This is a genomic window from Paenibacillus koleovorans NBRC 103111, assembly GCF_004000845.1.
Lineage (GTDB): Bacteria > Bacillota > Bacilli > Paenibacillales > NBRC-103111 > Paenibacillus_AA > Paenibacillus_AA koleovorans.
Window position 1 is genome coordinate 1 of record NZ_BIMA01000061.1, and the last position, 12,575, is coordinate 12,575.

The 12,575-nt window shown below is 58.7% G+C and carries 12 protein-coding genes; 2 read left to right on the top strand and 10 right to left on the bottom strand.

The window, feature by feature from the left end:
• A partial coding sequence (locus PKO02S_RS32470) for an acyltransferase (RefSeq protein ID WP_164821555.1) occupies window positions 1–1,262 on the top strand: 1,262 nt, incomplete at its 5' end.
• Between the two features lie 159 nt (window positions 1,263–1,421).
• Here the strand turns inward: PKO02S_RS32470 and PKO02S_RS19445 are convergent.
• From PKO02S_RS19445 to PKO02S_RS19480, 8 genes are all read right to left on the bottom strand, one after another.
• Entirely contained in the window at window positions 1,422–2,645 is a 1,224-nt protein-coding gene (locus PKO02S_RS19445) for an alpha-helical endospore appendage domain-containing protein (protein WP_127585509.1), read from the bottom strand.
• A 135-nt stretch (window positions 2,646–2,780) separates the two neighbouring features.
• Window positions 2,781–3,707 carry an MBL fold metallo-hydrolase gene (locus PKO02S_RS19450; RefSeq protein WP_127585510.1) on the bottom strand — a complete coding sequence of 309 codons (927 nt, stop codon included), beginning with the start codon at window positions 3,705–3,707 and terminating at the stop codon, window positions 2,781–2,783.
• Window positions 3,704–4,537 (bottom strand): hypothetical protein, encoded by an 834-nt coding sequence (locus PKO02S_RS19455; RefSeq protein ID WP_127585511.1) that lies wholly within the window; start codon window positions 4,535–4,537, stop codon window positions 3,704–3,706. Before PKO02S_RS19455 ends, PKO02S_RS19450 begins: the two co-directional genes overlap by 4 nt.
• On the bottom strand, window positions 4,497–4,964 hold the full coding sequence (locus tag PKO02S_RS19460; RefSeq protein WP_127585512.1) for an alpha-helical endospore appendage domain-containing protein: 468 nt from the start codon (window positions 4,962–4,964) through the stop codon (window positions 4,497–4,499). Before PKO02S_RS19460 ends, PKO02S_RS19455 begins: the two co-directional genes overlap by 41 nt.
• 19 nt (window positions 4,965–4,983) lie before the next feature.
• Window positions 4,984–5,307 carry an alpha-helical endospore appendage domain-containing protein gene (locus tag PKO02S_RS19465; protein WP_127585513.1) on the bottom strand — a complete coding sequence of 108 codons (324 nt, stop codon included), beginning with the start codon at window positions 5,305–5,307 and terminating at the stop codon, window positions 4,984–4,986.
• Window positions 5,308–5,538: 231 nt separating this feature from the next.
• A complete protein-coding gene (locus PKO02S_RS19470) occupies window positions 5,539–5,838 on the bottom strand; it encodes an alpha-helical endospore appendage domain-containing protein (protein WP_127585514.1) in 300 nt (99 codons plus the stop codon).
• 95 nt (window positions 5,839–5,933) lie between these two features.
• A complete protein-coding gene (locus PKO02S_RS19475) occupies window positions 5,934–7,313 on the bottom strand; it encodes a glycosyltransferase family 2 protein (RefSeq protein WP_127585515.1) in 1,380 nt (459 codons plus the stop codon).
• 6 nt (window positions 7,314–7,319) lie between these two features.
• Entirely contained in the window at window positions 7,320–8,408 is a 1,089-nt protein-coding gene (locus PKO02S_RS19480; protein WP_127585516.1) for a glycosyltransferase, read from the bottom strand.
• 152 nt (window positions 8,409–8,560) lie between these two features.
• Here PKO02S_RS19480 and PKO02S_RS19485 point away from each other — a divergent pair, with 152 nt between their 5' ends.
• Entirely contained in the window at window positions 8,561–9,733 is a 1,173-nt protein-coding gene (locus PKO02S_RS19485; protein ID WP_246067138.1) for a glycosyltransferase, read from the top strand.
• 292 nt (window positions 9,734–10,025) lie between these two features.
• Here PKO02S_RS19485 and PKO02S_RS19490 read toward each other — a convergent pair whose 3' ends face one another.
• Entirely contained in the window at window positions 10,026–10,697 is a 672-nt protein-coding gene (locus tag PKO02S_RS19490) for a helix-turn-helix domain-containing protein (protein WP_127585517.1), read from the bottom strand.
• A 170-nt stretch (window positions 10,698–10,867) separates the two neighbouring features.
• Window positions 10,868–12,343 (bottom strand): SulP family inorganic anion transporter, encoded by a 1,476-nt coding sequence (locus PKO02S_RS19495; protein WP_373865223.1) that lies wholly within the window; start codon window positions 12,341–12,343, stop codon window positions 10,868–10,870.
• Window positions 12,344–12,575: the final 232 nt, after the last annotated feature.

The following is a 12,575-nucleotide window of genomic DNA, read 5'->3' on the forward strand; positions in this document are numbered from 1 at the left end:
GCGGTGCGGACGCTGGCGCTGCAGGCGGGGGCAGCGCCAGCACAGCGGGCGCAAGCGCGACGGGCGGCGCAGACGCAGGCGCTGCAGCCGACGCGGGCACAAGCGCGAGCGGCGCGGACGTAGGCGCTGCAACTGCGGCGGGCGAGCCGTCAGCAGGTCCCGCTGCGACGACCGCTGCCGCCGCCTTGGCCCGGCGCCTCGAGGCGTTCGGCGCCCAGGCGCGCTCCGAGCTGCAGGCGCTGTTCGCGAGCTACCTCGTGCCGGCGGAGACTGAGGGCGGCGAGCCGTATTATATCGACCAGGACGGCTTCCGCCGGTCAGTCCGTGCGTACTGCGATGCGACCGAGATCGCGGGCATGTTCGGCGAGCTTGCGCCGGGCTTCACCCGCGAGCAGATGATCGCCAAGCTGCAGAGCTTCCAGGACCCGCAGACCGGCCTATTGCCCGACCCGTGGGCCGCGCCCGATCCGGAGAACACGGATAACGATCCGTCCTTCATGCCGAACACGCATTCCGGCTATAACATCCTTTCGATCGGCTACGCGCTTGAAGTGCTCGGCTCCCACGTCGCGCACCCGATCCACGTCGTGGAGCGGATGACGACGGAGTCGCTCTATCGCAAGCTGGACGCGCAGCCGTGGAAGACGAACGCCTGGGGCTCCGGCGCCTGGATCGATCACTATGCAACGGGCTTGTACATGAACGCCCGCTACTTCGGCTCGCAGAAGCGGCCCGATGATCTGTTCGGTTGGCTGCATACGCATGCCGATCCGACGACCGGCCTATGGGGCCGACCTACGCCTGAGGACAGTCTCAAGCTGCCGGTCAACGGCTTCTACCGACTGACGCGCTCCACGTACGCGCAGTTCAACATGCCGTTGCCTTACGCGCAGACGACGATCGACACCGTGCTGACGCATACACGGAACCGCGACTTCTTCCGCGACGACCGCGGCAACGCCTGCAACGTGCTCGACGTCATTCACCCGCTGTGGCTGTGCATGAAGCAGACCGACTATCGCCGCGACGAGATCGTCGCCTGGTCGCTGCAGCAGATCGAGCGCGTGCTCGGCCGCTGGCAGCCGGGCCGCGGCTTCAGCTTCGAGCTCGAGACGCATCACAAGCCGGGGCTGCAGGGCACCGAGATGTGGCTTAGCATCCTGTACCTGCTCGCCGACGCCTGCGGGATTGCCGGGTCGCTCGGCTACCGGCCGCAAGGCGTACACCGGCTAGAGCCCGCGTTGTACTTTTCGGGCGTATAATGGATTCCTAATAAGATTCTGCCATGACGCTATTCTCCCGAATTCACTGCCGAACGAGCCTTCTTTAAGGCTTGAATCCTCGAACCAAATTGCAAAAAGCCTTCCAAGCTGCTCCAACGAGCAGATGGAAGGCTTTTTGGGCACGAACGCGATGCCTTATTAGGACAACCGAATGACATTCAGCGTAGCGCCCGGGGTCTGGAACGCTACAACACCGGCCAGCGCCAGCAGTTGGAATTGCAGAGTGGATCCGCCCGTGACGTTGATAATCATCGAGTTCTGCAGCACGCCCGGCACCGATACAAGCGAGGAAGCGACGGATCCGGCAACCGGTGAGCCGTTCAATACGAGCCGCGCTTGTGCGCCAACCCCGAGAGTGAGGAAGATGCTGTAGGACACAAAATAGCGGCCGGCGTTCGTGATCGTAAGCGTCGTATTGGCCAAGTTATACGCCATTCCGCCACCTAGATTCTGGTTATTCGGCAACGGAATCGGAGTACCCGACAACAAGATCAAGAACGAATCCGATTCGTTCTGGGCGAACGACGAGTTGGTGGTAACCGAAGTACCTGTCGTCCCAGTCGCACCGGTTGCACCAGTGGCTCCGGTTGCTCCGGATCCTGTTGCACCTGTCACGCCGGTAAGCCCGGTGGCACCTGTGGCACCCAAGGCTCCGGTACCACCTGTCGCGCCTGTGGCGCCGGTCACTCCTGCGCCAGTAGCCCCGGTAGCACCTGTGGAGCCGACCAAGCCCGTGGCGCCTGTAGCGCCTGTGGCACCGGTGACACCGGTCGGTCCGGTTGGTCCGCCTGCCGGCCCCGGTTCACCGGTCGCGCCCGTAGCGCCGGTCGGTCCAGCCAGGCCCACACCGGTAGCACCGGTTGAACCGGTTGCTCCGGCTACACCGGCGGCGCCGGGATCACCGGTCGCTCCGGTTGGCCCGGTCGGACCCGGCGCGCCAGTCGCACCGGTCGCGCCTGTGGCTCCGGCTGCTCCGGCTTCGCCGGTTGCGCCGGTCGGCCCGGGAGGGCCACCTTCTGGCCCTGTCGCCCCGGTCGGACCCGCAGGACCGGTTGGACCAACGGACATAGGGACGGACAATATGCTGTCAAGCTTGTTTTGCAGCAAAAATTCCTTTTTCGTTAACGCGCTGATCGTATCCCGAACGCTGTCGTTAACCGCCAACAGATCGCTGATCGTCGCCGGAGGCGCCGTAACGCCGGGCAATGTGCCCAAGATGTATTGCAGCTTCTCACCTTCGGCATTGAGAATGTGGCTAAGCCCCAGCTCCTCGAGCGCAATGGACGACAGCAGCAGGTTGACGGCATCGTCGCGTGTAATCGTTATGGAAGGGGTAATATTGGGGATGTTTGATTGTGACACTTATACATCCTCCTTTCATACTACACACAGTATGCGACCCGCGCGCTAGCGTTCCGGTGTTACTAGACAGTCCCCTACAGAAACGCAAAAAAACTTTCGAGAATTCTCTCGAAAGTTGCCTGGATGGATCCAGGGCTAGCAGGGACGCCAGATCAGCCTTCCTTGCTCCACGACAGCGTCGATCCGCCCCGCCCGTCGCAAGGCGCGCAAATAGGCTTGCACGATCGAGACGCAAAGTCCGTACGCCCACACCTCGTCCATCAATCTATGCTTTTCCATCATCAGCTGCACAAGCAACTCTAGCGTATCGGTTCCCGAGCGGATCGAGTCTAGCAAAAAGCCAAGTGTATCGGATAAAAGAGTTCCATGCCTGATAACTAGCGAATTCAAGTCCCGCACCGCGCCGCCGTGATAGCACACATAGCCTTTCAGCCCTGTCGCTTCCCCCAGAGTCTTCATCGTCTGCTGCGCCTGCTCTACATCGGAGTAATACAGCAGCGATTGCCGGCTCAGCGTCCGTTCGCCGAACAAGGCATCTCCGCCATACAGCACACGGTCCTCCGTCAGTACGCCGACCATCCCCGGACTGTGTCCAGGCAGCGACATGATCGTGAACACATGATTGCGAACTTGGAATGACAAGGGACCGTCGCCTTCCGGCAAATACCCCGTCATACCGCCGAACGGCGGCTCCTCATCCGGGGCCGATAGCGGCGCCGGAGCCGGCGGCTCCGTCTCGAGCAACCAGCCTCGCTCCAGGGACGGGTACTCCATGCACACAGCCGCCGACCGCGTCGCATAGCGCCGGATGGAAGGATACCGGCTGATGAAATACGCATCGCCGCCACAGGCGTCTGCATGGCTGTGCGTATGCAGAATGGCAATCGGCGCGCAGCCGCGCCGGATCAGCTCGCGGTCGAGCCGCTCCGCCGTAGCAGCGTCAGGGCCGCTGTCGATCAGGACGGCGGTACCGCTCGTTTCATGCATATGAACGCCGACCGCGTAAGGACCGGACAACATATAGCTGCCCCTCGACACCTGTACGAGCTTCCATCCGTTCATCGTCTTGTCCGCCTCCTACTCTCCCGGGTTTGGCCGGAGGACTGCACATACATCAAAGGCTTTGATGGCCGCACCGGTTTCGGCGATGTCGATGATGCCGATGCTATCGGCGATGTCGGTGATGTCGGCGATATCAGAGCCTCGTCCGCCTGTTCTTCCGTAATCGACGGCTTCCGCCCTCCTACTGGCTCCTGCTCCCCCGTTGCTTCTAACTCGCTGTGAGATCCCAGCTCTCCGCCCTCCACACGAGTCTCTTCAGTCTCTCCCTCATTCACGTCCGGCTGCTCGCCAACCGACTCAACAGCCAGCTCGACAGCCTGCCCCGCAACTCGCTTGACAGCTTGCCCAGCAGCCAACTCAACAACAGGCTCGGAACATTGCTCCAACCCGACTTGCTCCATTCCGGCCGAGAAGCAGCATTCCTGCAAATCCTTAACCTTCGCGAGCCACATGTCCCGCAGCAGAGGATCGCCGGACAGTTCCGCCCATCGCTCGAGCGACGGTAGTGCAGCGGTCAGCGCCTCCCGCACTTCAGCGCGGATCGCAGCCGACGATGCACAGCCACCGCCCCCGGATAGCTCCGGCGCCTGATTCAACCACGTACGGACAAGCCGCAGCCGCTCCGCCACTCGATGCAGCTCTTCGAGCAGCACAAGCATCCGCTCCAGCTGATAGGCGGCACATCTCCGCAGCTCGTCCCCGGCTCCCGCCAGTCGCGCCTCCATCCCCCGGGATAGATGGAGCACCGCGATCGTAAGCGGCGGCAGCGATTCATCCAAAGCCCCGAGCTCAGTAGTCAAACCGATCTTCGTCCAATCGTTCCCATTCATTGGGCTTTCCTTCCCGGTTATCGAACGGTTCCGCCTGTTCCTTTTCTTTTTCCTTAGCCGCCTCTCCCGCATTCCCTCTCACGGGGCCTTGCATCTGAACGACCGCGTCCAATTTTTTGAGCAGCAGCCACTCCGCCATTAAGACGGAATCGAGCAGCCGGATCGCCGTCTGGTTGAACCGGATAATGTCCGCGTTGCTCGGACTGGTGGGGTAGTCGAGCAGCCGACCGACGAACGCCCGCGTCTTATCCGCTTCCGTGCTCAGTAGCAGAGCAAGCGACTGCTCCTCCAGAGCGATCGATTGCAGAAGACTGACAACCGCATCGTCGAAAGACGGCAGTGGAGAAGCGGCAGACCGGCCGTGGCTGCTCATGCTGCTAAGCGTGCTAAGACTGCTGGGGTTTGCACTGCTGCGATGGCGGCTCATAAGCGGTTCCTCCTACTTTCTACTCTTCCATGCAATCGTCGTCGAACAGAATGTCCTCCTCTTCCTCGTCCAAGCGAAGCACATCCGTCATTTTAAACTGCAGCAGCAGCTGGTTGCTGACAATATTTCGCATCATACGCTCGACGCTGTTGTTGATCTTGAGCGCCTCATGAATGGTCAGACATCGGTCCCGAAGCAGGTGCTGGATTTTCTCCGCCTCCGCGTTGATAATATGGGACAGCCCGATCTCTTCCAAAGCAATGGAGGTCAGCAGCAGGTTTACTACTTCTTTGCGCTTCAGGATAATCTCCGGCTTAATATCCGGTACATTCGGCATGGACATCGGCATCAGCTCCCGCTACCAGAAATACGAGCTCGTTCTCCCCCAACCGGAGTCGGGTTTTCTTACCCAATCGTGTACCTTTGGCCCTAACTCGCCTGTTTATCTCAGCATATGACAATCCTTGGTCAAGTATGTGTACAATCCATATCCAGGAAACCTGCAGCGATCACCGCTCGAGAAATGAAAAAGCTCCTGCCTGGCTCGGCAAGAGCTTGCTGACTCAAAATACTATCAGGGAAGGCCGGTAATGATGTTTTCCAGCTTGAATTGCAGCAGCATTTCTTTTTTGATCACATCCTGCATCGTCCGGCGCACGCTGTCGTTGACAAGCAGCAGTTGCGATATGGTAGGTGCCGGCGTAACCCCTGTGCCTAACGTACCCAAGACGAATTGAATTTTCTCGGCTTCGGCGTTCACTATGTGTGCCAGAGCCAGCTCCTCCAGTGCGATCGAAGCCAGCAACAGGTTGACCGCGTCGGTTATTGTGATCGTTATGGATGGCGTTATATTGGGAATGTTCGCTTGGGACATGCAACCACCTCATCCTCTCGTTAAATTTAGTTTGAGTATATGCAGCAGCTTCCGCCCTACGAACTACTTTTTGAGCCAGGTTGTACCTATCCCCGTCAGACGGAGGTTTCGAACTTGCGGTCGGCCAGCACTTGTGCGAAATAAGCCTGATTGTACAAGACGGACGGGTGGTCCGGCTTGAACGAAAACGCGATCGTGTTGTGGCGGTAAGCGTCCTTCAGCATGCCGAGCCGATCATAGCAGAGGCACATCTGCAAATGCGGCAGCCAAGTACGGCTGACGCGCCGCTCCTGGGATTCCCCCGCCGTCTCCTCCGCTTCGGTCGCCGTCCGGTACCAGTACACCGCCTGGCTCCATTCCTTGCGCTCCACGTACATCGCCCCGATCCGACAGCATGTCTCCGGCTGCGGGACGTCGAACTCGAGCGAGCGCAGCATGGCTAGCAGCTGGTTGTCCTTGTCCCCGAGCCGCTCATAACATTCGGACAGACTGAACGCCGCTTCGATCATCGAAGACGGGGAGCCGGCCTCTTCGTCCAAGTAAGCATCCAATTGCTGGACCGCTTGCTCGAATAGGGCTTGGCGTTGCAGCTCCAGGCCGTATGCCAGCTTGTCGCGGGTGTTCGCATATCCTCCGGCGAGATAGGCGTCGACACCCGCCAGGTCGGACTCGCGGTACAAGTGGAACGCCGGGTAATGCGTGTCCACATGCAGCGGGATCCCAAGCGCCGCCGCCCGAATGCAGAAATGCCGGTCCTCCCCAGAGAACGACAAATTCGGTATTTCCTCGAAGCGGACCCCCGCCCGCAATGCTTTGCGGCTGATCAGCGTACAAGCGCCGAGTCCCCCCACTTCGTAGACGCCCGGCGTACGAAGCCGCTCCAGAAACGCAAGCGTCCGGATCGACGATTCCATCGGGGTCAGCGCCTCTTCCCGCCGCTTGTCGAACAGCGTGTATTCGTCCCGCAGCCACACCTGCGGCAGCTCCGCGGCGTCCGGCTTCCATCTCGTCCAGAACACGTTCGAGACAATATCCCGCTCCGCCCGGACGAGCTGCTCCAATGTTTCAGGCTGCAGCAGCAAGTCCGAATCGATGAGAAACAAATAATCGAATTTTTTCGCCAGCGCCTCCCGAATAATGCCGTCCTTCATGGACGCTACTTTCCAGATAAGGTCTTCTTTCCAATAATGCGTCGTCTCGTCCTTCACATACGCCGAGCTGGCCGGCACTCCGCCTACACGTAATTGCTCTTGCTCCACCCGATGCTGTTGTTGAGACACGACAACCGCCCTGCCCGCCGTCTCCCGGAATTTCTGCAATAGCGAGCTTGCAGCCGGATCCTCATTGTCGTCCACGAACAGATAGCTTACCGCCAGCGACTTCTTCTCCAGTCTTCTAAGCGAGTCGAGAAACCGTTCCAGGATGGCCGGGGTTTGTCTGACGGGGCTCCCGATCAGCACGCGTTTTTTCTTCAATGCGGTTCACTCTCCTTGCGGCGACAGTCTATTGGAAAAGTACGTCCTATTGTAAAGAATACTGGGGTGGTCGGGGTTGTATGACGCCGCCAGCTCATTGTGCCGATTCGCCTCTTGGAGGTCGCCCGTCCGATCCAGGCAAACCGCCAGCTGCAGGTGCGGCAGCCAAGTCCATGAGGCATAATCGATCATGCCCATGAAGCCGAAGCTTTCCGGCCGACCAAGCTTGGTTGCGGCGCGATACCAGTGGATCGCCTGCTCCAGCCGTTTCGTCTCGAAGAAATAGTAACCCAGCCGGCAGCACGTCTCGGCCCGTACCGGGCTGTAGACCATCGATCGGAGCAGGGAATGCAGCTGTTTGCGGGGCTCGCCCAGACGGACATAGCAGTCGGACATGCTGAGGCAGGCGGCGTAGCAGTCCTCGATCCAGCCTTGTTTGGTGTGCAGGAACCGCTCGTAGTAGTCGATCGCTTCCCGGTAATGGCCGTTGTCCTTCCACTCGTTGGCAAAATAAAACAAGTCCCGCGCGTTGAACGATTCGCCGGTCTCGGCTCGCTTGCGGTAAATGCGGAGATTGCGGTCGGTATACACCTTTTCCTTGCGGTGGGTGACAGCCGCCTCGCTCGCGTGGACTCGGCCGCTCACCACGAGCACCTCGTGCACCGGCCCTTCCCACCGGAAGCCTCGCGACCGTTTCACGATCCGGTTGCGGCGCAAGCTCACGGTTACATTGCCGTCCTTGTCGAACGCCAGGTTGTACGGCATCGTCACGCTGTCCACGTCCGGATCGAGCGTCCGCTTCAGCTCGAGCAGCTTCCCGCGATCCTCCTCCTCGATCAGATCATCCGCGTCGAGCCACATGATGTACGGTTGGGTCGCCTTCGAGAAGGCGAAGTTGCGAGCGGCGCCGAAGTCATCGATCCATTCGAAGTCGAAGATGCGGGCGTCGAAGGACGCGGCGATCTCCTTCGTCCGGTCGGTCGAGCCGGTATCGACGATGACGATCTCGTCCGCGATGCCGCGGACGGACGACAGGCAGCGCCCCAGCGCGTCCTCTTCATTCTTGACTATCATGCACAGGCTTATCGTGATCACACGCCTCACTCCTCCAGGGGAACGATTTCTGGGAACAGGATATGCGCCCGGAGACCCAAAAGTTCAAACGCCCATCGTTCTGAACAGCAGGACAGCCGCATATCATGAAGCCGTCCGACCAACTGCAGGTACCTTGTCAAAGGAGATGAGCCATGTTGAGCAAGCGGCCCTCTATATCCTTATGCATGATCGTTCGCAATGAAGAATCCGTAATCAGCCGTTGCCTCACCAGCGTGCAATCGATTGTCGATGAAATGATCATCGTGGATACAGGATCGACCGACGGGACGGTTGCGGTATGTGAATCGTTCGGCGCTCGGGTCCACTCGTTCCTCTGGCGGGACGACTTCTCCGCCGCGCGCAATTTCGGCCTGGAGCGGGCGACCGGGGACTGGATCCTGTGGCTCGACGCCGACGAGGTGTGGTCGCCGTCGCCGCATGCGGCGGAAGGCGTCGCGGGTGTCGCAGACGCTGAAGTTGCGCTTGGTTTCGATCTGAAAGCCGCGCTGCTGGACGTCGAGCACGCCCAGCATGCCGTCGCCTCCGTTCGGCTCGTCAATTACATCGGAGCGCTGCCCGATCCGCGGGAGGCCTACATCCTCGCCCAGCCGCGCCTCTTCCGGGGCCGGATGGGCTTCCGGTTCAAATACGCCATCCACGAGACATTGAACGTGGAGGATACTTTGCCTCAGCTGCGCAACCTCCGCTCGATCCCGGTGCTCCCCGTCGACGTGCTCCACTACGGATATATGGACGGCCCCGTCTCGCAGAAAATGAAGTTCGAGCGCAATATCACGCTGCTTCTGAAGGACGCGCAGAGCGAGCAGCCGCATCCATGGATCGAGTATCATTTGGCGAGCGAATATTACCGGAACGGCCAGTTCGAGCGGGCGTTCGAGTTCGTCAACATGTCGATCTCGAAGTTTCTGCAGTCGTTTGCGCTGCCTCCCTCCTACTTGTACCGGCTCAAATATACGATTCTGCTCGCTGGCGGCAGCGCTCAGGGCGCTTGGCCCGGCATTGAGAAGGCGATCGCGCTGTATCCCGACTATGTCGATCTCCATTACTGCAAGGCCGTCGTTCTGTATCTGATGGGCAAACACGACGAAGCGTTATCCGCAATCGACCGCTGCCTCGAGCTGGGCGATGACGATACGCACTACTTGACGCTGAAGGGGGCGGGCAGCTTCCACGCCTTGTACTACCGCGGGCTGATTTACCGCCAGATGGGCAATCCATTCCGCGCCAAGGCGGCTTGGCAGGCGGCGCTTCAGCTGCATCCGGCGTATGAGGCGGCTGAGATCGCTTTGCGCGAGCTGGGGTAAGTACGGGTGAGGATGGAGCAGGCGATCGCAGCTGATGTAGGGCAAATTTGGTCTTCTTGGCGATAAAATCAAGCGGTCGCAGCTGATGTAGGGTAAAATTGGTCTTCTTGGCGATAAAATCGAGCGGGCGCAGCTGATGTAGGGTAAAATTGGTCTTCTTGGCGATAGAATCGAGCGGTCGCAGCTGATGTAGGGTAAAATTGGTCTTCTTGGCGATAAAATCGAGCGGGCGCAGCTGATGTAGGGTAAAATTGGTCTTCTTGGGGGTAGAGCCGAAACTGGAGTTTGTTTCTCACTTTTCGCCGCTGTACGAACGATACTTCATATTTCTCCCCGTCGAAGAAGCAATGACCAGCAATAACCCTTTACTGGAGATGGACTTCAGGTGTTTGGCTGCTGTCTTGCGATCCATGCCTAGAGCTTTTGCAGCCTTACTCGGGCTAGTCGCTTCATCCTGGCAACAAAACCATTTCCATACCCGATACTCGGCTGGCGTTAAGTCCGGGTGTTCCGCTGCATCCTCCAATCCCCACTTAGCCAAAGCAGACATAATCGTTTGTTGGCATTTCTTAGGATGGTTCTTGATCATATCCAAAGAAAACCGTAAAATCTTCCACTCGTCCACCTGCAGGTCATTATGTCGCCACAAGTTATCATCGTACTTATGTCGATCGATGTTCCGAAAATGCGTGCCGAACGGATCGACTTCGATACAGATTCGAACGTTATTAATCACATATACAAAGTCCAAGTATCGCCATCCGTCCTTGAAGTCTCGAACCTCATACTCGGCAACCAACCGGCGAAATCCGCCAAAAGACGGCCACCAAACCTGATAAAGGAACATGGCTTCTGCGTATCGTTTCGGATCCAGCAATTTTCGTTTTCTTTCGCCGGAACTATCTTTGATCTGCTCCATCATATAGCGGTTATAGGCTTCGGTGAAACTCTCATTCGCCTTCAAGAGCTCCTCTAGTGACTTCATCTGGTCCTCTTCACTCCCAACTGAACAAAAATAGCCGTCTGTCCGGACACAGGGTCCAGAACAGACGGCGCGTGCTTCGCGACCTAATCTACAATTCCAATATTATCCCAAGACTGGATGAATGGCAATCCTATCTTGTTCCTTCAATCCTAATGCCCGCCTCCCGAACTGGCTCCGGCTCCGGCTCCGGCAAGACCGACCTGGTGGACCAGTTGACGGCTCTCCTCGTTCAGGCCGACGATCGTCGCTTTTTTGCCATATTGCTCGTAACGGGCGAGCGTTTTGGAAATGGCGGTCACAGCCGAGTGATCCCACACATGCGAGGCGCTGAAGTCGATCGCGACGGCAGCCGGATCGCCCTTCACGTCGAACAGATCGGCGAAGTGGGTCATCGTGCCGAAGAACAGCTGGCCGGACAACCGGTATACTTTCGTGCCGTCCGCAGCCACCGCGATTGTCGCCCGCAGCTTCGCCGACCGCCAGCCGAAGATGAGCGCGCTCATCACAACACCGGACACGACGCCGATCGCCAAGTTCGAGGTCGCCACGACGATACCGACCGTCACGATCATCACCAAGGCGTCGCTGCGCGGGATTCTCGCTATCGTCCTAATGGAGCCCCAGTCAAAGGTGCTGACGGACACCATGATCATGACGCCGACAAGCGCGGCCATCGGAATTTGTTTCACGACCGGACCGAGCGCCAAGATCAGAATGAGCAGGAACACGCCTACCACAAACGTCGACAATCTCGAGCGTCCACCCGACTTCACGTTGATCACCGTCTGCCCGATCATCGCGCAGCCCGCCATCCCGCCGAAAAAGCCGGATACGATATTGGCCAGGCCTTGCCCTTTCACTTCCCGGTTTTTGTCGCTCTTCGTCTCCGTCATTTCATCCACGATCGAAGCGGTCATCAGCGACTCCGTGATCCCGACTACCGCCAGCGCCAGCGAAATCGGAAGCAGACTCCACACTACCGGCAGCGACCACTCCACGTTCGGAATGTGCAAAAACGGCAGCGCCTGCGTAATTTCCCCCATGTCGCCGACCGTGCGCAGATCCAGGTGCAAGCCGATCGAAAGCGCCGTCATGACGATGATCGCCACCAGCGCGGACGGCACCGCCTTCGTCGCCAGCGGCAACAAGTACACAACCGCCAGCGTCGCCGCCACCATGGCGTACATTTGCCAGTTCGCGCCTCTGAAGTTGGGCAACTGCGCCATGAAGATGATGATCGCCAGCGCGTTGACGAATCCGGTGACGACCGAGTGCGGGATAAACGTGATGAATTTACCGAATTTCAGCAAGCCCATTATATATTGGATCACGCCCGTCATGATCGATGCGAGGAACAAGTATTCGACGCCATGTTTCACAATGATCGGCCCCATCAGCGAAGCCATTGCCCCGGTCGCTGCGGAGATCATCCCCATCCGTCCCCCGACGATCGAGATCGTCACCGCGATGCAGAAAGAAGCATACAGCCCTACCATCGGGTCGACGCCGGCCAAGATCGAGAAGGCGATCGCCTCCGGAATAAGCGCAAGCGCCACCGTCAGCCCGGACAGCACATCCCGCCGCGTGTTGAAAAACCATTCTGTTTTCAATTTGGACAACAACAAAACAAGCTCCACTCCTTCAAACCAATAAATGGGTTGACTTTCCACTATCAGAAAAGCCGGGGCCGATATTCAATGCTACCCATTATACAGCGAATGCGGATGGAGGACTAGCGGATTCTCAAAATAAAAACAAGTAATGTCTACATAGATGGGCATCCCTGGGATACCGAAGCGCGGTAGGTGGAGCGGAGCACTCATGAGCGGGCCGGAGCTTGAAATGGAATTTTATGGT